The organism is Sphingomonas citricola (assembly GCF_019429535.1).
GTDB lineage: Bacteria > Pseudomonadota > Alphaproteobacteria > Sphingomonadales > Sphingomonadaceae > Sphingomonas > Sphingomonas citricola.
Genome location: NZ_JAHXZM010000001.1, coordinates 100,740 through 121,418 on the forward strand (window position 1 = coordinate 100,740; position 20,679 = coordinate 121,418).

The window sequence follows — 20,679 nt, forward strand, 5'->3', positions numbered from 1 at the left end:
CTTTTGTTATGGAGGTGGGCACCGCCGCACGAGTGCGATCGTCCGTGCCGCGTCGAGCCCACCATCCGTCTCCGCGCAGATTAGGCCATGCGCGTCGGTCGCGACCGCGTAGGGCAGCCCGGCGGTACGCGCGAGCAGCACGGCGCGTAGCCGTGTGCGCTCGGCCACGTCGGGCCGCCACACCCGCGCCGGGTCGACCAGCCGCAGCATCCGCTGGGTCGCGGCACTGTCATCGATCGCGAGGACCCCGATCGGTCGCCCGCCCGCCGCCGCGGCGATCTCGTCGAGGCGCGCCAATTCGCCGCGGCACGGCGCGCACCACGACGCGACCAGCATGATGATCGTGCGCGGCGGATAATGTGGTTCGCCGACGCGGGGCGCTGCGGGCGCGCTGGTGGGTGGTGTCGCGGCGGATAACAGCACGACGAGCGGGATCGCACGTAAAAGCATCAAAACGCTCGACATCGCTTGGTTCACGTGGTCCTCTGCCCGTCATCTGGGGGGATTGGATATGTCATCGATTGTGCTCGCGCTGCTCGCGCTCGGTCAAGCCGCGGGAGCGCCCGCGGCCTCCGCTCCGGCACCCGCCGGCGGCGCGTCGCTGCAGCAACGTTTCGACACCGCGACGCAATTGGCAGCGGAGGGCAAATGCGCCGAGGCCGTACCGATCTTCGACGCGGTTGCGCCGCGGCTGGCGAAGTCGAAGATCGCCACGGCAGCGGGGCAGGTGCGCAAGGGCAAGTGCCTAATCGCGCTCGATCGCCGCGCGGAGGGCGACGCGATGGTACGCGCCGCGCTGCCGGTGCTCGCGGCGCAAGGGGGCTCGTTCGCGGACGAGGTCGTCGAGACGCATCTGTTTCTCGCGCGATCGGCGCTGTCGGCCTTCGATTATGACCTTGCCGCGGCTGACGGACGTGCGGCGTTGGCCTTATCAACTGGGGTAGCGCGGCTGCGTCCGTTGATGCTGCTAGCCACCACGCTGATGTTCGACCGCGACGGCGCAGCACTGGGATATGCACAGGAGGCGCGGACAATCGCGCTTGCCACCCCTACGCTGTCCAAGAAGGACATTGCCAACGTGCAGGCGATCTACGCGCGGGTTCTTCTCAACGAAGGGCGCGACAAGGAGGCGTACGCTGAATTGAAAAGCAGCCTAGCGAAGCGGGGCGGGCTGACGATGCGGGTCGGGTTGGACGACGTGGTGATCCGGTCCGACCTAGCGATCGCCGCGCTCAGAACTGGTGATATGGACGGGGCGCGGCAATATCTGGCCTATACCGGTGCCGGGCGGATGGCGGATGCGCCATTCGTCCGCGCAGTCTCGATGAAACCGCCAACGTGCGCCGACGTGCCGGGGCTGACGCCGCAGGATGTCGCGATCGTCGAATTTTCAATGGCGGAGGACGGTCGGGTGATCAATGCCGTTCCGATCTTCACGACCGGCAAACGCGCCGCGGCGATCGCGTTCGCGCGCGCGGCCGCCGACTGGTCATGGCGGGCCGAAGACGCGGCCGCGATCAAGCCCTTCTTCCGCGTCGCGACCCGTGTCGAGATGCGCTGCTTGAAGACTCCCGAGGTGCCGTCACTCACCACACCCCTGCGCGACGAAACGCGGAACTGGTTCGTCGCGAAGGGCGTGGCCGATCCGGGCTGGGACGGCATGTCCGACGCCGCCGCGCTGCCGTTGCAACGCGCCGCGATGTCGAGCAGTGATGCGATGACCCGGCTGGCAGCGATCGTCGCGCTGACGGGCAACCCGGTCGTACCCGATGACGAGCGCACGTCGTTGCGGGCGCAGGCGCTTGCACAGGCCGGGGCGCTCGGCGCTCCAACGCCCGTGCGGACCTATCTGGCGATCAACGCTATCGATGGGAACACCAGCTCGGAATATCGCAAGGGCGTGCGCGCCTTGTTGGCCGCGCCTGAATTCGCGCGCGATCCGCTTAGCGCTGCCACGCTGCGGCTGCTGATCGCATCACCGGGCTACCGGTCGGGGCTCCCCGATGACGCGGCGCCGTTGCTCGACGCGGTGATTGCCGAGCCGGCGCTTCCCGCGCGGCACCCGTTGAAGGTCGCGGCGATGCTGCAGCAAGCGAATGTGCGCGCCGCGAAGGGTGACCTGGCCGGCGCGAAACAGGCGTTCGCTGCAACCGGACTGAGTGCGGAGCAATGCTCGCTGCTAGGGATCACGCCGAATCTGCGCCGCAGTGGCGCGTCGGGTAGCGACTACCCGATGGCAGCGATCCAGATGGGCTTCGAGGGCTGGGTGTGGACCGAATATGACATCGCTGCGGATGGGCGCACGGTCTCACCGCGCGCAGTGATCGCCTATCCGCCATTCGTATTCGACGATGCGGCCACCGGGATCATGCGCGACAGTCGCTTCAGCAGCAGTTTCCGCCCCGAAGGCGCGCTCGCCTGCGCCGGCCGGCAGCAGCCGGTCGTATTCAAGATGCCCGGCGGCTGATCCCTCGACTTCCCCCGCGATCGGTCCCTATGATCGTGGGCGAAGGAGAGCATTCATGAAGTTGGCCAGCCTTAAGCACGGTCGGGACGGCAAGCTCGTCGTCGTGTCGAACGACCTCGCCTGGTATGCCGATGCGGCGCATCTGTGCCCGACGCTGCAGGCCGCGTTGGATGATTGGGACCGCGTGGCGCCGCAGCTCGAACTGCTCGCGACCGATCTGGAGCATGAAACGATTCCGCGTGCGCGCTTTCACGAGCATGACGCTGCTTCGCCGCTGCCGCGCGCTTATCAGTGGGCGGACGGCTCGGCCTACGTCAATCACGTCGCGCTGGTGCGCCAGGCGCGCGGCGCGGAGATGCCCGAGACGTTCTGGCACGATCCGCTGATGTACCAGGGCGGGTCGGACGGCTTCCTGGGGCCGCGCGACGCGATCCCGCTCGCCGATGAGAGCTGGGGCTGCGATCTCGAGGCCGAGGTGGTGGTGGTGACCGGCGACGTGGCGCAGGGCGCCAGCCGCGACGAAGCGCTCGCCGCGATCCGGCTCGTCGGGCTGACCAACGACGTGAGCTTGCGCAACCTGATCCCCGGCGAACTCGCCAAGGGGTTCGGCTTCTTCCAGTCGAAGCCCGCGAGCGCGTTCTCGCCGGTGTTCGTGACACCCGAGGCGCTGGGCGACTGGTGGCAGGACGGCAAGCTCCACCGCCGGCTGTGCGTCGACCTGAACGGGCAGCCATTCGGGCGCGCGGAGGCCGGCGAGGACATGACGTTCGATTTCGGTACGCTCGTCGCGCATGCGGCGAAGACGCGGCGGCTGGGGGCGGGGACGATCGTCGGCTCGGGCACCGTCTCCAACCGCGACGCCGACGGCGGGCCGGGCAAGTTGATCGCGGACGGCGGGGTGGGCTATTCCTGCCTCGCCGAGGTGCGCACGGTCGAGACGATCGCATCGGGCAAGGCGACGACGCCGTTTCTCAAGAAGGGCGACACGGTCCGCATCTGGGCGGAGGACGACCGCCATCACCCGATCTTCGGCGTGATCGAACAAACCGTGGCGTGATCGCACTTCCTCTCCCCGCCGGGGAGAGGGTCGGGGTGAGGGGCCAATCCGGGCAATGCGCCCGGCGAGACTCCCAACCCTGACCCACCCTCTCCCCGGCGGGGAGAGGACTTAACCACTTCTATTTCGCGCCCTTCGCCCAGGTCTCGATCTTGCGCTCGAGCACCGGCATCGGCAGCGCGCCCGTATCCAGCACCTGCGCGTGGAACGCGCGCGGGTCGAACCGCGCGCCCAGCGTCGCCTTGCTCGACGCCTTCAGCCGCGAGATGGTGAGCTGACCAAGCTTGTAGGCGAGCGCCTGTCCCGGGATCGCGATATAACGCTCGACCTCGGCGGTCGCGTCGGTCCGTCCCATCGGCGAGTTGGCGAGCATGTAGTCGATCGACTGGTCGCGCGTCCAACCCTTGGCATGGATGCCGGTGTCGACCACCAGCCGCATCGCGCGCAGCATCTCGTCGTTCAACCCGCCCATCCGCTGATAGGGATCGGTCTCGACCCCCAGTTCGGGCCACAGCGTCTCGGCGTACAGCCCCCAACCCTCGGCATAAGCGGTGTTGCCGCCGAAACGCATGAACGCGGGAAGAGCGGTATTCTCCTGCGCCAGGCTGATCTGGAAATGATGTCCCGGCACCGCTTCGTGCAGGTACAATGTCTCCATCTCCCACATGTAACGCGAGGGGAGGTCGTAGGTATTGTAGTAAAACACGCCCGGCCGCGACCCGTCGGGCGTGCCGCCATTGTACGACCCGCCCGCGTCGGTCTTCTCGCGGAAGGCGGGAACGGGGCGGATTTCAAGCTTGGTCTTGGGGATGAGCGAGAATTGCTCGCGCACGCGCGCGTCGACGCGGCGCCCGATCGCCTCGTAGCCGAGCCGCAACTGCTCCGCCGAGGTCGGCTGGAAGCGCTTGTCGGTGCGCAGATAGGTGAAGAACTCGGGCAGCGTACCCTTGAACCCGACCTTGGCCTTCTGCACCTCCATCTCGCGCAGGATGCGCGCGACCTCGCTCAGACCGAGTTGGTGGACCGCCTCCGCCTTGAGCGGCAGCGTCGTGTTCGATTCGATCAGGTAATCGTACAGCTTCGCGCCGCCCGGCATCGCCGACAGCCCGACACTGTCGCGCGCGACCGGCAGATATTCGCGCTCGAGGAAGTCGCGCATCCGCTGGTGCGCGGGGTTGATCACGTCGCGGACCTGCGCGGCGTAGGCGGCGCGCAGCCGGGTCTGGTCGGCGGTGGAAATGCCCGCGGGGAAGGTCTTGACCGGCGCGTAGAAGGTAGAGCCCTCGATCCCCTGCTTGAGTAGATTGTCGAACTGCTCGACCATGTTGCGCACGACGAGCTTGGGCTGGACGATCCCGGCCTTCATCCCCTGGCGGAAGCGCCCAATCGCCTCGTCCATGATCCGCGCATATTGGGCGTTGCGCTTCAGGTTGTTCTCGTAATCCGCCAGCGTCTTGAACGGTGCCGCGCCCTGGCCCGAGGCGAAGTCGGGGTAGAACGCCTGGAACCCGTAGAAATGATCGAGCGGGCGCACGATCGTCAGTGCTACGATGTCGGGCTGGAGCCCGCGCAACGCGACCTCGGTCTGATATTTGAACACGTCGTACGCGATCTGGTCGACGTGGGTCAGCTTCGCACGGTCGATCCGCTTCAATGCGGCGAGATCGCGCTCGTTCGCGGCGCGCTCGGCAGCGATCGAGGCGTCGGACAGCGGATCGCCCAGTTGATCGGCGTAGCGCAGATCGCCGCGGAAGATCGCGCTGATCGGGTTGCGCTTCAGGCTCGCCTCGTCGCTGTCGTAGAACAGGCGCTTGAGCCGGCCGTCCTCCGCACTGTCCCCCGCGACGGGCTGCGGCGGCGGGAGCGCCTGGCTGAACGCGGCGCTCGAACAGGCGAGCAGCAGGGCGGCGGTGACGGCGAAGCGCATGGTAGGTGGTTACCCCTGAGACGATCGCTTCGCTGTCTATGGCCCGGCCCGGACGACGACAAGCGGTTGTCGTGATGCCGGCCGATGTGGTGAGATGATGCGGCATGAGTTTTCCGCATCCCTCCGCGCGCCACCGCCACGCCATGACCGCCGCCGCTATATTGCTCCTGACGGCGGGCGGCGGCGCGGCGGCCCCGGCGCCGCACCGCGTCGTCGCGGTCGATCCGGCGCGCGTACAGACACCTGCCGACCTGTACGGCGACCTGTTCGTCGCGGTGCAGACGCGGCGCATCTTTCCCGACGGCAAGACCTTCGTCGACGCGGTGCCACGCCGCGCGGCGGCGGCGATCATGCGCGACTGGCGCGCGCGCGGCGCGATGGACGATGCGGCATTGCGCGCCTTCGTGCTCGCGAATTTCGACGTGCCTGGGCTCGCGCCTGCCCCGGCACCCGATACCGGCGGCGGGCGCGTCGCGATGGCGGAGCATATCCGGCGGTTGTGGCCGGTCTTGACCCGCGCGCCGCTCGCGCCTCCCGCTGGATCGTCCGCGCTCGCGCTGCCGCGCGCCTATGTGGTGCCCGGCGGGCGGTTCCGCGAGATGTATTACTGGGACAGCTATTTCACGATGCTGGGTCTGAAGGCCGATGGGCAGGGCGCGCTCGTCGACAGCATGATCGACGACTTCGTGTCGCTGATCGAGCGCTACGGCCATGTGCCGAACGGCACGCGCAGCTACTATCTCAGCCGATCGCAGCCGCCGCTCCTCTACACGATGATGGCGCTGTCACCCGCGACCCATCCGGCCGTCAAGGCGCGCCGGCTCGCCGCGTTGAAGCGCGAATGGGCCTATTGGACGGTGCCGGAGCGCACCACGACGATGCCCGACGGTTCGACGCTCCAGCATTACTGGGATGCGCGCCGCACCCCGCGCGACGAATCCTACCGCGAGGATGTCGAGACCGCGCGGACGAGCGGACGCGCGGCGGGGGAGGTGTACCGAAACTTGCGCGCGGGTGCGGAGAGCGGGTGGGATTTCTCGTCGCGCTGGCTCGCCGACGGGCGGACGCTCGCCACGATCGACACGACGCGGATCGTGCCGGTCGATCTGAACAGCCTGCTCTACGGATTGGAGCAGGCGATCGCGCGCGGGTGCGCCGATACGGGCGACACCGACGGCGCGCGCGTCTTCACCGCGCGCGCGGCGGCGCGGCGGACGGCAGTGGAACGCTGGCTGTGGGACGAGCGCGGCGGGCGCTACGGCGATTACGATAGCGTGCGCGGGCGGCTGCGCGACGGGATGACCGCCGCGGCGCTTTATCCGCTGTTCACCGCGCTGGCATCGCCCGCACATGCCGCGCGGACGGCAGACGCGACCGAACGGCTGCTGCTAGCACCCAACGGCCTGCGCACGACGACGGTGGCAACCGGGCAGCAATGGGACAAACCCAACGGTTGGGCGCCGTTGCAATGGATCGCGGTCGAGGGACTGTCGCGGTACGGCCGCGACTACCTCGGGCGCGCGATCGCGCTTCGCTTCGTCGGGACGGTCGAGCGCGAATACCGCGCCTCGGGCAAGCTGTTGGAGAAATACGACGTCGAGGAAAGCCGCGCGGGCGGCGGGGGCGAATATCCGACGCAGGATGGCTTCGGCTGGACCAACGGCGTCGTCCGCGCGCTGCAGGACCGCTATTCCGCGCGGTAGCTCAGTCGCCGGTCAGTTGCGCGCGGTGGCGCGTGACCAGTTCGACCAGCCACGCCCGAAACGCGCGCACGCGGCGCAACTGCCGCGTGTCGCGGTGGGTGACGAGCCAGAAGGCGCGTGCGATCTCGACCTCGGGCATGACGCGCACCAGCGCGGGGTCCTGCCCGGCGATGAAATGCGGCAGCACGCCCACACCCGCCCCGCTCGCGATCAGCCGCGCCTGCGCATTGATGCTCGAACTGCGCAACGCCGGGTGCAGATCCGCGTCGATCTCGCGCAGGTAGCGCAATTCGGGTGAGTAGAGCAGGTCGGGGATATAGCCGATCAGCCGGTGGTCGGCGGCGATCGTCTCGCGCGTCGGACTGCCGTGCCGCTCGAGATAACCACGGCTGGCGTAGAGGCGCAGCCTGTAATCGGCGAGCTTGCTCGCGACCACCGGCCCCGCGCTCGGCCGCTCGAGCAGCACCGCGACATCGGCTTCGCGCTTCGACGGCGACAGGAAACCCGAACTCGCCACCAGATCGATCGTCAGCGCGGGGTGGCGACGCGCGAAGTCGTGCAGATGCTCCGCGATCAACCAGGTGCCGAACCCTTCGGACACGCTGACGCGCAGCAGCCCCGACAGCGTCTCGCGGTCGCCGTCGCCCGCCCCGCCGATCCGGTCGCCGATACGGTCGGCCGCGCGCTGCATCGTCTCGACCTGCGCGAGCAGCCGCTCGCCCGCCTCGGTCAGCACCTGCCCCTCGCGCGTCTGCTCGAACAGCGTCGCGCCCAGCCGCGCCTCTAGCCGGCGCAGCCGACGACCGATCGTGGTCGCGTCGACCCCGACCTGCGCGGCGGCACGCGCGATCTGCCCGGCGCGCGCGATGGCAAGGAAGTCCTGCAGGTCGCCCCAGGGTACCGGCTGCATCATTGCAGGCGGACGTTGCAGATTTGCCGGTTGCCTGCAACGTGCATGAGGCGCAGACGGTCGGCCAAGATTTAGGAGAGCGCTAATGCGGTTCATCGACCACCATATCGTCGGCCATTCGGGCGGCGCGGGTGCGGGGCGTACCGGGGACGTGTACGACCCCAACACGGGCCGCGTGCAGGCGAGCGTCACGCTCGGCACGCGAGGAGACCTCGACCGCGCGATCGCGGCGGCGCAGGCCGCGCAACCCGCTTGGGCCGCGACCAACCCGCAGCGCCGCGCGCGCGTCATGTTCCGGTTCAAGGAACTGGTCGAGGCGAACATGGACGAGCTCGCGCACACGCTCTCGTCCGAACACGGCAAGGTGATCGCCGACGCCAAGGGCGATATCCAGCGCGGGCTCGAGGTGATCGAATTCTGCTGCGGCATCCCGCACGTCCTGAAAGGCGAGTACACGCAGGGCGCCGGGCCGGGCATCGACGTTTATTCGATGCGCCAGCCGCTCGGCATCGGTGCGGGCATCACGCCGTTCAACTTCCCCGCGATGATTCCGCTGTGGATGTCGGGCGTCGCGATCGCGACCGGCAACGCTTTCATCCTGAAACCCAGCGAGCGCGACCCCTCGGTGCCGGTGCGGCTCGCCGAGCTGTTCCGCGAGGCAGGATTGCCCGAGGGCATCCTGCAGGTCGTCCACGGCGACAAGGAGATGGTCGACGCGATCCTCGATCACCCCGCGATCGCGGCGGTCAGCTTCGTCGGCAGTAGCGACATCGCGCACTACGTCTATCGCCGCGGCGTCGAGGCGGGGAAGCGCGTCCAGGCGATGGGCGGGGCGAAGAACCACGGCATCGTCATGCCCGACGCCGATCTCGATCAGGTCGTCGCCGATCTGTCGGGCGCGGCGTTCGGCTCGGCGGGTGAGCGCTGCATGGCGCTGCCGGTCGTGGTGCCGGTCGGCGAGCAGACCGCGGACCGCCTGCGCGAGAAGCTGATCCCCGCGATCCAAGCGCTGCGCGTCGGCGTGTCGACCGATGCGGAGGCGCATTACGGCCCCGTCGTCAACGCCGCGCACAAGCAACGCGTCGAGAACTGGATCCAGACCGGCGTCGATGAGGGCGCGGAGCTGGTCGTCGACGGGCGCGGCTTCACGCTCCAGGGGCACGAGGACGGCTTCTTCGTCGGCCCGACTTTGTTCGACCGCGTGACGACGGACATGAGCGCGTACAAGGAGGAGATCTTCGGCCCGGTCCTCCAGATCGTGCGCGCGAACACCTTCGAGGAGGCGGTGCGCCTGCCAAGCGAGCATCAGTACGGCAACGGCGTCGCGATTTTCACCCGCAACGGCCACGCCGCGCGCGAGTTCGCCGCGCGGGTCAATGTCGGCATGGTCGGCATCAATGTGCCGATCCCGGTGCCCGTCGCCTATCACACCTTCGGCGGGTGGAAGCGTTCGGCGTTCGGCGACACCAACCAGCACGGCATGGAGGGCGTCAAGTTCTGGACCAAGGTCAAGACCGTGACGCAGCGCTGGCCCGACGGGTTCGGCATGTCGGGCGGCGATCTGCCGCGCGGCAGCGAGGACGGTGGACCCAGCCGCATTCAGGACGCGTTCGTCATCCCGACGATGGGATGAGGTGGACGATGGCGCGCGGGTGCTGGGTGGCGATCGGAATGGCGGCAGGGCTCGCCGCCTGCTCGCCCGGGTCGAACGAGGCGGATTACAACACCGTCCGCGTCGACCCCGCGCAGGCGCGCGCGCAGGCACAGATCGATCGCGCGGCGGCGGCGCAGGGGCCGCGTGCCGCCGCGCGCAGCGGCCTGCCCGTCGCGACTGCGACGCCGTCCTCGGCCGGCGCGCGTAAGCTGCCGATCGCGTTCCAGGGCTATTGGGGCGCGACGCCGGGCGATTGCGCGCTCGCCAACGTCGATGCGGGCGGACGCCTCGCGATCGAGGCCGACCAGTTGCGCTTCTTCCGCAAGCGCGCGCGCGTCGACACGTTGCGCGAAGTGTCCGCCAACGAAATCGCGGCGACGCTGTCGTTCAAGGCCGACGACGCGCGCTGGACGCACTCAACCCGGTTCAGCCTCGAGCAGGGCGGCACACGCTTGCTGCTGGTCGAGCAGGGCGACACCGCGCGTCCGGGGCAGACGATGCGATACCAGCGGTGCTAACAGCACCCACATCCTCAAGCATGATAGATCAGCGATGACCGATACCAACCAGTTCGATTTGACCCCCGATCAGCGCGAGATCCAGGAACTCGCGCAGCGCTTCACCGCCGACCGGATCACGCCGTTCGCCGCCGAGTGGGACGAGACATCGCACTATCCGGTCGACGTGTGGAAGGCGGCGGGCGAACTCGGCTTCGGCGCGATCTATGTCAGCGAGGCATCGGGTGGCATCGCGCTCGGCCGGCTCGAGGCGGCCCTGGTGATGGAGGCGATGGCCTACGGCTGTCCCGCGACGTCGGCGTTCATCTCGATCCACAACATGGCGGCGTGGATGATCGACCGGTTCGGGTCGAACGACGTCAAGGCGCGCTATCTGCCGCAGCTCGTCACGATGGAGAAGATCGCGAGCTACTGCCTGACCGAGCCGGGCTCGGGCTCCGACGCCGCTGCATTGAAGGCGACCGCGCGGCGTGACGGCGATTATTACGTACTGAACGGCACCAAGCAGTTCATCTCGGGCGCCGGGTACAACGACCTCTACGTCTGCATGGTGCGCACCGGCGAGGAGAAGAGCCGCGGCATCAGCGCGATCGTGGTGGAGAAGGGGACGCCCGGCCTTTCGTTCGGCGCGTCCGAGAAGAAGCTCGGCTGGAACGCGTCACCGACCGCGCAGGTGATCTTCGAGGATTGCCGCGTGCCCGTCGCCAACTTGGTCGGCGGGGAGGGCGAGGGGTTCAAGATCGCGATGGCGGGATTGGACGGCGGGCGGCTCAACATCGGCGCGTGTTCGCTGGGCGGTGCGCAGCGCTGCCTCGACGAATCGATCCGCTATACCAAGGAACGCCAGCAGTTCGGGCAGCCGGTCGCCGATTTCCAGAACACGCAATTCACCCTCGCCGACATGGCGACCGATCTCGAGGCGTCGCGCGCGTTGCTGTATCTCGCCGCGGCCAAGGTGACCGCGAACGCGCCCGACAAGTCGCGCTTTTCTGCGATGGCGAAGCGGCTGGCGACCGACAACGGCTCCTCGATCGTCGACCGCGCGCTGCAATTGCACGGCGGCTACGGCTATCTGCGCGATTATCCGATCGAGCGGTTCTGGCGCGATCTGCGCGTCCACTCGATCCTCGAGGGGACCAATCAGGTGATGCGGATGATCGTCGGGCGCGATCTGGTGCGCCAGTGATGGAGGGCATGAACGGGGGCACGACCGACGACCTGATCGTCGAGACCGCGGGCGCGGTCGGGCGCATCCGGCTGAACCGGCCCAAGGCGATCCACGCGCTCAACACCGCGATGTGCGACGGCGTGCTCGCCGCGCTGGAGGGGTGGCGCACTGACGCGGACGTGCGCGTCGTGACGATCGACCATGCCGAGGGCAGGGGCTTCTGCGCCGGCGGCGACATCCGCATGCTCGCCGACAGCGGGGCGAGGGACGGCGCGGAGGCGCGGCAGTTCTTCTTCACCGAATATCGCATGAACCACCGGCTGTTCACCTACGCCAAGGTCGTGGTCGCTTTCATGGACGGGATCACGATGGGCGGCGGCGTCGGCATCTCGCAACCGTGCCGCTACCGGGTCGCGACCGAGAACACGCGTCTTGCGATGCCCGAGACGGGGATCGGCTTGTTTCCCGACGTCGGCGGCGGCTGGTATCTGTCACGGCTGCCGGGGCGGATCGGCCAGTATCTCGCGCTGACCGGGCATCGGTTGGACGGTGCGGAATGCCACGCGCTCGGCCTCGCGACGCACTATCTGCCCGCTAGCGCGCTGGATGAGGCGAAGGCGCGGATCGCCGAGGGGCCGCAGGCGGTGCTCGACGAACTCGCGGTCCCGGCGCGCGAGGCACGCATCCTCGCGCAGCGTGACGCGATCGATCGCCTGTTCGCGTCTGACCGGCTCGAGGAGGTGTTCGCCGCGCTGGAGGCCGACGCGTCCGACTTCGCGCAAGCAACGCTCGCGACGCTGCGCACCAAATCCCCGCAGACGATGAAGGTGTCGCTTCACCTGCTCAAGGACGGCGCAACCATGGCGACCTTCGCCGACGAGATGCGGCAGGAATATGCGGTCGGCAGCCGCGTCGTCCAGCGCCACGACTTTCTGGAGGGCGTGCGCGCGGTGATCGTCGACAAGGACAATGCGCCCAAATGGGATCCCGCGACCCCCGAGGGCGTCAGCGACCACGTGATCGACCAGATCTTCGCGCCGCTGCCGCAAGACGAGGCGTGGACGCCGCACGACTGAATTCCGAGGAGTTTTCCGACATGGCCGAGTACGAAACCATCCTGGTCGAGCAGCGCGGGCGCGTGACGCTCGTCACGCTCAACCGCCCGCAGGCGCTGAACGCGCTCAACAGCCAAGTGCTTGCCGACCTGCTCGCCGCCTTTGCCGCGTTCGACGCCGACGCGTCGCAAGGGTGCGCGGTGCTGACGGGCAGCGAGAAGGCGTTCGCCGCCGGCGCCGACATCAAGGAGATGCAGGCGCAGGGCTTCGCCGACATGTACGGCGGCAATTTCTTCGGCGGGTACGAGCGGCTGACGCAGACGCGTAAACCCATCATCGCCGCGGTCGCGGGCTATGCGCTGGGCGGCGGGTGCGAACTCGCGATGATGTGCGACTTCATCCTCGCGGCGGATACGGCCAAGTTTGGCCAGCCCGAGATCAAGCTGGCGGTATCGCCCGGGATGGGCGGGTCGCAGCGACTGACCCGCGCGGTCGGCAAGGCGAAGGCGATGGAGATGTGCCTGACCGGCCGCATGATGGACGCCGCCGAGGCCGAGCGCGCCGGCCTCGTCAGCCGCGTCGTTCCTGCCGCCGATCTGGTTGAGGAGGCGGTGAAGACCGCAGGCGTCATCGCAGGCATGGCGCCGCTCGCCGTCATCGCGAACAAGGAAATGGTCAACGCCGCGTTCGAGACCGGGCTGGCGCAGGGTGTCCAGTTCGAGCGGCGGCTGTTCCACGGCCTGTTCGGCACCGCCGACCAGAAGGAAGGCATGAGCGCCTTCGTCGAGAAGCGTCAGGGCAACTGGTCGGGCAAGTGACGATCTCGCCCTCGCCCCTGCAAGGGGAGAGGGTTGCGCAGACTTGGCAGCTCGCTGCCTAGTCGAAGCTGGGTAAGGGGTAGGTGGTCACGTAGCGATCACGCGAGCCTGTGGCTCGCTCTCCCTTTTCCGGCACGACCCGCGATCGGCCGGCACGCCGGCCCGTTGCGGTTTTCCCCTCTCACGAGGGGTCAAGGAGAGGACGAGATAATGGCACGCGTCGGTTTCATCGGACTGGGCAACATGGGCGGCGGGATGGCCGCGAACCTCGCGAAGGCGGGGCATGACGTCCACGCCTTCGACCTGTCGGCGGATGCGCTCGACAAGGCGAGGGCCGCCGGCTGCCTGCCCGTCGGCTCGGCACGCGAGGCGGCGGAAGGCGCGGAGGCGATCATCACCATGCTGCCCGCCGGCACCCACGTCGAGCAGGTCTACCGCGAGAGCGTGTTCGACGCCGCACCCCCCTCGGCAGTGCTGATCGATTCGTCGACGATCGACGTCGCGACCGCACGGCGCGTCGCGGAGGCGGCAACCGCGCGCGGGCTGCTCGCGGTCGATGCGCCGGTGTCGGGCGGGATCGCGGCGGCGAACGCGGGGACGCTCACCTTCATGGTCGGCGGCAGCGACGCCGCGGTCGCGGACGCGAAGCCATTTCTCGACGCGATGGCGAAATCGGTCTTCCACGTCGGCGCGAGCGGCGCGGGGCAGGCGGTCAAGATGTGCAACAACCTCGTCCTCGCCTCGACGATGATCGCGACGTGCGAGGCGTTCGCGCTGGCGCAGAAGCTCGGGCTCGACCCACAGGCGTTCTACGACGTCGGAAGCGTCTCGACCGCGCAGAGCTGGTCGATGACGTCCTATTGCCCGGTACCCGGCGTCGGCCCGGAGAGCCCGGCCGATCGCGGTTACCAAGGCGGGTTCGCGACCGCGCTGATGCTCAAGGATCTGCGGCTCGCAATGGCCGCCGCGGCGGACGCGGGCGCCGACGTGCCGATGGGGACGCGCGCGAAGGAATTGTACGAGGCATTCGCGGATGCGGGCGAGGGTGCGACCGACTTCTCGGGGATCATCAAGACCTTCGGCTGAGGCGCGCCCGGATCGGGCATAATCCTCGTTGCGCTGCCCGCGAATCGCGCTATCCTCACCGATGGAGAGGATGCCACAACGGCACCGACAGTGAGGGCGAGAACAGGGGATGCCCATCCATCGGGGGGCGGCGGGTGAACCGTCGCGCGATCGGTCACGCGCGCTTTCGTCGGCCGCAGGCACGCGCGCGGCGCGGCGGCGCAACTCGGCCGACCTGCTGCTCGACGCCGCCAGCGCGCTGATGACCGAGCGGAACTCGGTTCACATCACCTTCGCTGACATCGCCGAGCGATCGGGGCTCAATTCCGCGCTGATTCACTATCGCTTCGGCGGCAAGCCGGGGCTGTTCCGCGCCTTGCTCGAACGCGACGCGGGCGGCGTCTTCCCGCACCTCGACGAGCTGATCCGATCGGACCGCAGCGCGGCAGACAAGCTGCGGCTCCACGTGCGCGAGATCATTCGCGTCTATTGGCAGCACCCGTATATCAGCCGCCTAGTCGCGGCGATGACGATCGAGACGGGATCGGAGAGCGCGCGCTTCATTGCCGAGCGCTTCACCCGCCCGATCGCCGACGCGCACGCCGCGATCCTCGCGCAGGGCGAGGCGGAGGGGCATTTCCGCCGCGTCGACCCGATGCTGTTTTATTTCACGCTGTTCGGGGCGTGCGAGCATCTCTTCAGCGCGCGGCATTCGCTGTGCTGGGCCTTCGGCGTCGGCGAGATCGACGAGGCGCTCAGTCGCCGCTACGCCGACCATGTCGCATCGACGCTGCTCGACGGCATCGTCGTGCGCGCGTGCGGGAACGCGTGACGCGTCACAGCGCCCATTCGGCGGTGAGCCACAGCTTGCGCGTATCGGTCGCGAACCGATCGGCGACATAGTCCGCGTACCGCGCCGACCAGGTGACCCCGCGCACCGTCGCGCTCGCCAGCAGGTTGAGTTCATCGCCGTAGCTGCGCGTACGCCGGTCGCTGTCGTAATGGTGGACGAACGCGGACAGCTCGACCCCGCGCACGCGACCCAGTTCGGGCCAGCGCGCGCTCAGGCCGGCGTAGACGTCGCGCACGCCGTCGGGCGGCGTCGTCGTGAACTTGTCGGCCCAGCCCTGAAAACCGAACACCGAACCATAAGGGGTCTGCACGCTCGTTAGCGCGCGGCCGTCGTCGGCGCCGAGCAGTTCGTAGCCGATCGTCGCGGCCACCGCCTTGCGCGACAGCTTCGCCTCGCCAAGCCAATAGTTCGCGGCATAATCATTAGGGTTGCGCGCGTAATCGCTCTGCCGCGCGTAACTGAGCGTATAGTCGACCGCGTACGCACCGCCGAGCGGACGCTTCCCCGCCAGCCGCACGCCATAGGTCTGGCTCGACAGCTGATAACCCTGGTATGCCGCCTCGTCTGCATCGATCAGATACGCGAACCCCGTCAGCGTCCCGATCGGCGAGGCGTAGCCGAGCAGCGCGAACACGTCGTTCCCCCCGATCGAGCGCGGGCGTGCGCCACGCCCGTCGATGCCGTTCACCGTCCGGACGTTCCACGCGTAGCTGACGTCGATCGTCAGTTTCGGCGCGAGCGTCGCCTGCGCGCGTGCCGCGTCGAACGTTTGCGCGTTCTGTCGGAACTTCGCCGCCCCAACGAAACGCTGGTCGGCGAGGATCAGATATTGCCGCCCGACCGTCAGCGTGGCGCGGTCGGGAATCGTGTAGGCGAGTTGCGCGCGATTGAACTCGACGTTCTGCGGGTCGGCGACCGTCGGGCGGCCGCTGTCGCCCTCCAGACCGTCATAGTAATGGGTGCCGATCGCGAGCGTTCCCTCGCTCTCGATCAGCGCCGACAGGCGATCGGCGGTCGCCTGAACCCCGGCGCGCGCGCGCAGCGTCACCGCGTCGGAACGCCGCGGCAGGCCGTCCTGGTCGACACCCTCGTACCGCAGCCGCGCCTCCGCGAGCGGGGTGAGCGCGAGGTCCTTCGCGGCGGCGGCACTCACGCACGTCGACGCGGCGAGCGCAGCCAACCAGAAACGTTGCATGATCACCCCCTTCGCCCGGTGGTGTCCATGCGACAGGCGCGGGCCCGCGTGCAAGCCCGCGCCGCGCGCGTGCTCAGGCGGGTGCGCCGACCACCGTCTTCACTTCCATGAAATCGGTCAGGCCGTATCTGCCGTTCTCGCGCCCGTTGCCTGATTGCTTGTAGCCGCCGAACGGCGCGGCGATGTCGGGCGACCAGCTGTTGATCGTCACCAGCCCGGCGCGCAGCTTCGCGGCGACCTTCGCCGCCTCGGCCGGATCGCCCGAGATCGTCGCCGACAGCCCGTATTCGGTGTCGTTGGCGATCCGCACGCCCTCGTCGATCGCGTCATAGGTCGTGATCGTCGCCACGGGTCCGAACGTTTCCTCGCGCGCGATGCGCATGTCGGGCGTCACGTCGGTGAACAGCGTCGGCTGGATGTAGAAGCCCGAATTGCGCCCGTCGGGCCGCCCTGGACCGCCGGTGACAAGCGTCGCGCCCTCGTCGATCGCCGACTGGATCAGCCCCTGGATCTTCTCATATTGCGCCTTGTTGACGACGGGTCCGATGTGCTGGCCTTCCTCCAGCGGGTTACCGACCTTGGTCTGTTCCATCATCGATTTGACGATCGCGGTCGCCTCTGCGACCTGGCTCTGATGGACGAGCAGGCGCGTCGGCGCGATGCAGCTCTGGCCCGAGTTCGCGAGCACGCCCGCGACCGTCGGGGGCAGCACCTTGCCCAGGTCCGCGCCCTCCAGCACCAGATTGGCGGCCTTTCCGCCCAGTTCCTGATGCACGCGCTTGACCGTCGCCGCCGCCGCCTGCGCGACCGCGATGCCGGCGCGGGTCGATCCGGTGAAGCTCACCATGTCGACGCCGCGGTGCGCGCTCAGCGCGGAACCAACGCCCGGACCATCGCCGTTGACGAGGTTGAACACACCCGCGGGCACACCCGCCGCGTCCATGATCTCGGCCAGGATCACCGCGCAGCTCGGCGCCTCCTCGCTGGGCTTCAGGATCATCGTGTCGCCCGCGGCGAGCGCTGGCGCGACCTTCGCGCAGATCTGGTTGAGCGGCCAGTTCCACGGCGTGATCATCGCGACGACGCCCAGCGGTTCGTGGACGACCTTCGCCTTGCCGATCACCTCCTCGAACGCGAATTCGTCGAGCGCCTTCAGCGTCGCGGCGAAATGCGCGAGGCCGGTCGGCGCCTGTGCCGCCATCGCCAGCCCCATCGGCGCGCCCATCTCCTGCGCCATCGACCGCGCGAGATCGGGGATCCGCTTCTTGTATTCGCCCAGGATGCGCGTCAGCACCGCCTTGCGCTCGTCGACGCTCGTCTGCGACCACGTCTCGAACGCGGTGCGCGCGGCCTCGACCGCGCGGTCGACGTCGGCGGGGGTGCCGAGCGTGATCTTGGTGCACGGCTGCTCGGTCGCGGGGTCGATCACCTGATAGACCGTGCCGCCGTCGCTCTCGACCCACGCGCCGTTGATGTAGTGTTTGAGGTAGCTCTGCATCACGCTCTCCACCGCCCTTGTCTGCCGGGATAACAAAAGTGATGGCGCGCACGCAGGCCGGTTGCAAGGCGAAACGTGATCGGCCGACGCAGCGCCCGGACGTACCGCTCTGGCACGCTTTGGCACCCGCCCGCCCGCCGTGCATCGCCTGACCGAACGTTAACCCTCTTTGCGGGTGGCGTCGGCCTTCCGCGCGTGCGCAAGGCAGGGAACGTCAAGGAGTCACGCATGCGCCAGTTCCTGCCCTTCGTCGCCCTCGCGTCCGCGCTCGCGGTTCCCGCCGCCGCGCAAGGGACCGGCCCGTACACGATCGCCGAGACCGGCCAGTCGTTCGCCAAGCTCGACGACGCACTGATGGCGGTGCGCGGGCGCGACGTGACCGTGCTGATCGCGCCGGGGACGTATCACGACTGCGCGGTGCAGCAGGCGGGGCATGTCACCTTCAAGGCGCAGCAACCCGGCTCGGTGATCTTCGACGGCACCACCTGCGAGGGCAAGGCGGCGCTCGTGCTGCGCGGCGAAGGCTCGACCGTCGACGGCATCGTGTTCCGCGGGATGCGCGTCGAGGACGGCAACGGTGCGGGCATCCGCATCGAACTGGGTGACCTGACCGTCACCAACTCAATGTTCCTCGACAGCCAGGAAGGCATCCTGGGCGCGACCGACCAGCCGACGCGCATCCGCATCGATCACTCGACCTTTGCCGGGCTCGGCCAGTGCGACGAGACGCCCGACTGCGCGCACTCGGTCTATCTTGCGACGCACGGCAGCGTCACGATCACCAATTCGCGGTTCGAGCGCGGTCGCGGTGGGCATTACGTCAAGATCCGCGCGCCGCGCGTCGCGATCACCAACAACAGCTTCGACGACACGCAGGGCCGCAAGACCAACTACGCGATCGACCTGCCCGAGGGCGGGACCGGGCGGATCGCCGACAACGTCTTCGTGCAGGGCACGCACAAGGAGAACTGGACGGGCTTCATCGTCGTCGCGGCGGAAGCGCACAAATTCTCGGCGGCGGGCCTGCAGGTCGAGGGCAACACCGCCTCGCTCGCCCCCGGACAGGACAAGCACCCCGCCTTCGTCGCCAATGCGAGCGGCGACCGGATGGCGATCGGGCAGAACCGGCTGGGCGCGGGGATCAAGCCGTACGAGACGCGCTGACGCACAAACGTTTCGCTTCCATCGCGCCCGCGGTCGCGGCTAGTGCAAACCGCATCATGATCAAGCACGCGCTTTCCGTCACCCGCGAGGGTGATTTCGCCCAATGGTACCAGACCGTGATCAGCGAGGCCGACCTCGCCGAGGAATCGGGCGTGCGCGGGTGCATGGTGATCCGCCCGTGGGGCTACGGCATCTGGGAGCGGATGCAGCGCCTGCTCGACGACGCGATCAAGGCGACGGGGCATGAGAATTGCTATTTCCCGCTGTTCATCCCGCTCTCCTATTTCGAGAAGGAAGCGGAGCACGTCGAGGGCTTCGCGAAAGAGATGGCGGTCGTCACGCACCATCGGCTGGTCGCTGACGGCAAGGGCGGGCTCGTCCCCGATCCCGCCGCCAAGCTCGAGGAGCCGCTGGTGGTGCGCCCGACCAGCGAGACGGTGATCGGTGCGGCCTTCTCGCGCTGGATCCAGTCGTGGCGCGACCTGCCGGTGCTGATCAACCAATGGGCCAATGTCGTACGCTGGGAGATGCGCACGCGCATGTTCCTGCGTACTGCCGAGTTCCTATGGCAGGAGGGGCATACCGCACACGCCAGCGCTGACGAGGCGCGCGAGGAGACGCTTAAGATGCTCGAGGTGTACCGCGATTTCGCCGAGAACGCGGTCGCGCTGCCAGTGATCGCGGGCGAGAAGCCCGAGAACGAGCGCTTCCCCGGCGCGGTCGCGACCTATTCGATCGAGGCGATGATGCAGGACGGCAAGGCGCTCCAGGCCGGCACCTCGCACTTCCTCGGCACCAATTTCGCCAGCGCGCAGAACATCCGCTTCCAGAATGCCGAGGGACAGCTCGAACTCGCCAACACCACGAGCTGGGGCGTGTCGACGCGAATGATCGGCGGGCTGATCATGGTGCACGGCGACGACGACGGCCTGCGCGTGCCGCCGCGCGTCGCGCCGTGGCAGGTGGTGATCGTGCCGATGCTGCGCGACAATGCGGACGACGCAGCGCTGATCGATTACTGCAAGGCGCTGCAACAGGCGCTCGGCCGTGAACACGCGCTAGGCGAACCGGTGCGCGCGCTGCTCGACCTGAAAGCGGTCAAGTCGACCAACAAGCGCTGGTCTTGGGTCAAGAAGGGCGCGCCGATCGTGATCGAGGTCGGCGGGCGCGACATGGCGGCGGGCAACGTCTCGGTGATCCGCCGCGACCGCCTCTACCGCGCCGACGGCAAGCTCGACAGCGTCGGCATCGCGAAGGACGATTTCGTTGGCAACGTCGGCGCGATGCTCGCCGACATCCAGCAGTCGCTGTTTGACGAGGCCGACGCGCGGCTGAAGGCGAACATCACCCCCGCCGACGACTGGTCGCAGGTCGAGGCGCACTTCGCCGAGGGCAACAAGGCGCCCGGCTGGCTCGACGTCCGCTGGTCGCGCCCGACCGGCGACGCGCTCGACAAGGTGGTGGAACGCTTGAAGGCATTGAAGCTCACGCTGCGCAACGCGCCGATGGGGCAGACGCATCCCGAAGGGCAGTGCATCTTCACCGGTGAGCCGTGCGTCGAGCGCGTCTTGGTCGGCCGCGCATATTGAGCGCGGCCGGTCGGCCGGCGTTCGTCGGGTCGGACGGA

General features: G+C 68.4%; 17 protein-coding genes. 12 read left to right on the forward strand and 5 right to left on the reverse strand.

The window, feature by feature from the left end; translation table 11 throughout:
- Positions 1-6: 6 nt before the first annotated feature.
- Positions 7-450, reverse strand: coding sequence for a thioredoxin domain-containing protein (locus tag KZ810_RS00515; protein ID WP_219767065.1), 444 nt, complete (start codon positions 448-450; stop codon positions 7-9).
- A gap of 61 nt (positions 451-511) precedes the next feature.
- On the opposite strand from KZ810_RS00515, the gene KZ810_RS00520 reads away from it, so the two are divergent.
- Both KZ810_RS00520 and KZ810_RS00525 read left to right on the forward strand, forming a co-directional pair.
- A complete protein-coding gene (locus KZ810_RS00520; protein WP_219767066.1) occupies positions 512-2,467 on the forward strand; it encodes an energy transducer TonB in 1,956 nt (651 codons plus the stop codon).
- Between the two features lie 55 nt (positions 2,468-2,522).
- Complete coding sequence (locus KZ810_RS00525) at positions 2,523-3,524, forward strand: fumarylacetoacetate hydrolase family protein (protein WP_219767067.1); 1,002 nt, start codon at positions 2,523-2,525, stop codon at positions 3,522-3,524.
- A gap of 121 nt (positions 3,525-3,645) precedes the next feature.
- Here the strand turns inward: KZ810_RS00525 and KZ810_RS00530 are convergent, their stop codons facing one another.
- Positions 3,646-5,451: a DUF885 domain-containing protein gene (locus KZ810_RS00530; RefSeq protein ID WP_219767068.1), complete on the reverse strand. Its 1,806-nt coding sequence runs from the start codon at positions 5,449-5,451 to the stop codon at positions 3,646-3,648.
- Between the two features lie 104 nt (positions 5,452-5,555).
- Here KZ810_RS00530 and treF point away from each other — a divergent pair, with 104 nt between their 5' ends.
- Positions 5,556-7,154, forward strand: a complete 1,599-nt coding sequence (treF, locus tag KZ810_RS00535) for an alpha,alpha-trehalase TreF (RefSeq protein WP_258044244.1) — start codon at positions 5,556-5,558, stop codon at positions 7,152-7,154.
- A 1-nt stretch (position 7,155) separates the two neighbouring features.
- Here the strand turns inward: treF and KZ810_RS00540 are convergent, their stop codons facing one another.
- Positions 7,156-8,067 (reverse strand): LysR family transcriptional regulator, encoded by a 912-nt coding sequence (locus KZ810_RS00540; RefSeq protein WP_219767069.1) that lies wholly within the window; start codon positions 8,065-8,067, stop codon positions 7,156-7,158.
- 82 nt (positions 8,068-8,149) lie between these two features.
- On the opposite strand from KZ810_RS00540, the gene KZ810_RS00545 reads away from it, so the two are divergent.
- The 7 genes from KZ810_RS00545 to KZ810_RS00575 all read left to right on the forward strand — a co-directional run bounded on the left by KZ810_RS00545 (position 8,150) and on the right by KZ810_RS00575 (position 15,174).
- Positions 8,150-9,697 (forward strand): CoA-acylating methylmalonate-semialdehyde dehydrogenase, encoded by a 1,548-nt coding sequence (locus tag KZ810_RS00545; RefSeq protein WP_219767070.1) that lies wholly within the window; start codon positions 8,150-8,152, stop codon positions 9,695-9,697.
- Positions 9,694-10,236 (forward strand): hypothetical protein, encoded by a 543-nt coding sequence (locus tag KZ810_RS00550; protein ID WP_219767071.1) that lies wholly within the window; start codon positions 9,694-9,696, stop codon positions 10,234-10,236. The genes KZ810_RS00545 and KZ810_RS00550 overlap by 4 nt, the downstream gene beginning before the upstream one ends.
- 34 nt (positions 10,237-10,270) lie before the next feature.
- Positions 10,271-11,422: an acyl-CoA dehydrogenase family protein gene (locus KZ810_RS00555; protein WP_219767072.1), complete on the forward strand. Its 1,152-nt coding sequence runs from the start codon at positions 10,271-10,273 to the stop codon at positions 11,420-11,422.
- Between the two features lie 8 nt (positions 11,423-11,430).
- Entirely contained in the window at positions 11,431-12,480 is a 1,050-nt protein-coding gene (locus KZ810_RS00560; RefSeq protein ID WP_219767073.1) for an enoyl-CoA hydratase/isomerase family protein, read from the forward strand.
- Positions 12,481-12,500: 20 nt separating this feature from the next.
- Positions 12,501-13,277, forward strand: coding sequence for an enoyl-CoA hydratase (locus KZ810_RS00565; RefSeq protein ID WP_219767074.1), 777 nt, complete (start codon positions 12,501-12,503; stop codon positions 13,275-13,277).
- Positions 13,278-13,487: 210 nt separating this feature from the next.
- The gene (gene mmsB / locus KZ810_RS00570) at positions 13,488-14,363 is read left to right on the forward strand and encodes a 3-hydroxyisobutyrate dehydrogenase (RefSeq protein ID WP_219767075.1); all 876 of its coding nucleotides are present in this window, start codon (positions 13,488-13,490) and stop codon (positions 14,361-14,363) included.
- 109 nt (positions 14,364-14,472) lie between these two features.
- Complete coding sequence (locus KZ810_RS00575) at positions 14,473-15,174, forward strand: TetR family transcriptional regulator (RefSeq protein WP_219767076.1); 702 nt, start codon at positions 14,473-14,475, stop codon at positions 15,172-15,174.
- Between the two features lie 4 nt (positions 15,175-15,178).
- Here the strand turns inward: KZ810_RS00575 and KZ810_RS00580 are convergent, their stop codons facing one another.
- Both KZ810_RS00580 and KZ810_RS00585 read right to left on the reverse strand, forming a co-directional pair.
- Positions 15,179-16,390 (reverse strand): alginate export family protein, encoded by a 1,212-nt coding sequence (locus KZ810_RS00580; RefSeq protein WP_219767077.1) that lies wholly within the window; start codon positions 16,388-16,390, stop codon positions 15,179-15,181.
- A gap of 73 nt (positions 16,391-16,463) precedes the next feature.
- The gene (locus KZ810_RS00585) at positions 16,464-17,888 is read right to left on the reverse strand and encodes an aldehyde dehydrogenase family protein (RefSeq protein WP_219767078.1); all 1,425 of its coding nucleotides are present in this window, start codon (positions 17,886-17,888) and stop codon (positions 16,464-16,466) included.
- Between the two features lie 228 nt (positions 17,889-18,116).
- Here KZ810_RS00585 and KZ810_RS00590 point away from each other — a divergent pair, with 228 nt between their 5' ends.
- Entirely contained in the window at positions 18,117-19,052 is a 936-nt protein-coding gene (locus tag KZ810_RS00590) for a right-handed parallel beta-helix repeat-containing protein (protein WP_219767079.1), read from the forward strand.
- 56 nt (positions 19,053-19,108) lie between these two features.
- The gene (proS, locus tag KZ810_RS00595; RefSeq protein ID WP_219767080.1) at positions 19,109-20,641 is read left to right on the forward strand and encodes a proline--tRNA ligase; all 1,533 of its coding nucleotides are present in this window, start codon (positions 19,109-19,111) and stop codon (positions 20,639-20,641) included.
- The last annotated feature ends 38 nt before the right edge of the window (positions 20,642-20,679 follow it).

Coding starts and splice junctions, on each gene's coding strand:
- KZ810_RS00515 (WP_219767065.1), bottom strand. CDS start 450: ATGCTTTTACGTGCGATCCCGCTCGTCGTGCTGTTATCCGCCGCGACA.
- KZ810_RS00520 (WP_219767066.1), top strand. CDS start 512: ATGTCATCGATTGTGCTCGCGCTGCTCGCGCTCGGTCAAGCCGCGGGA.
- KZ810_RS00525 (WP_219767067.1), top strand. CDS start 2,523: ATGAAGTTGGCCAGCCTTAAGCACGGTCGGGACGGCAAGCTCGTCGTC.
- KZ810_RS00530 (WP_219767068.1), bottom strand. CDS start 5,451: ATGCGCTTCGCCGTCACCGCCGCCCTGCTGCTCGCCTGTTCGAGCGCC.
- treF (WP_258044244.1), top strand. CDS start 5,556: ATGAGTTTTCCGCATCCCTCCGCGCGCCACCGCCACGCCATGACCGCC.
- KZ810_RS00540 (WP_219767069.1), bottom strand. CDS start 8,067: ATGATGCAGCCGGTACCCTGGGGCGACCTGCAGGACTTCCTTGCCATC.
- KZ810_RS00545 (WP_219767070.1), top strand. CDS start 8,150: ATGCGGTTCATCGACCACCATATCGTCGGCCATTCGGGCGGCGCGGGT.
- KZ810_RS00550 (WP_219767071.1), top strand. CDS start 9,694: ATGAGGTGGACGATGGCGCGCGGGTGCTGGGTGGCGATCGGAATGGCG.
- KZ810_RS00555 (WP_219767072.1), top strand. CDS start 10,271: ATGACCGATACCAACCAGTTCGATTTGACCCCCGATCAGCGCGAGATC.
- KZ810_RS00560 (WP_219767073.1), top strand. CDS start 11,431: ATGAACGGGGGCACGACCGACGACCTGATCGTCGAGACCGCGGGCGCG.
- KZ810_RS00565 (WP_219767074.1), top strand. CDS start 12,501: ATGGCCGAGTACGAAACCATCCTGGTCGAGCAGCGCGGGCGCGTGACG.
- mmsB (WP_219767075.1), top strand. CDS start 13,488: ATGGCACGCGTCGGTTTCATCGGACTGGGCAACATGGGCGGCGGGATG.
- KZ810_RS00575 (WP_219767076.1), top strand. CDS start 14,473: ATGCCCATCCATCGGGGGGCGGCGGGTGAACCGTCGCGCGATCGGTCA.
- KZ810_RS00580 (WP_219767077.1), bottom strand. CDS start 16,390: ATGCAACGTTTCTGGTTGGCTGCGCTCGCCGCGTCGACGTGCGTGAGT.
- KZ810_RS00585 (WP_219767078.1), bottom strand. CDS start 17,888: ATGCAGAGCTACCTCAAACACTACATCAACGGCGCGTGGGTCGAGAGC.
- KZ810_RS00590 (WP_219767079.1), top strand. CDS start 18,117: ATGCGCCAGTTCCTGCCCTTCGTCGCCCTCGCGTCCGCGCTCGCGGTT.
- proS (WP_219767080.1), top strand. CDS start 19,109: ATGATCAAGCACGCGCTTTCCGTCACCCGCGAGGGTGATTTCGCCCAA.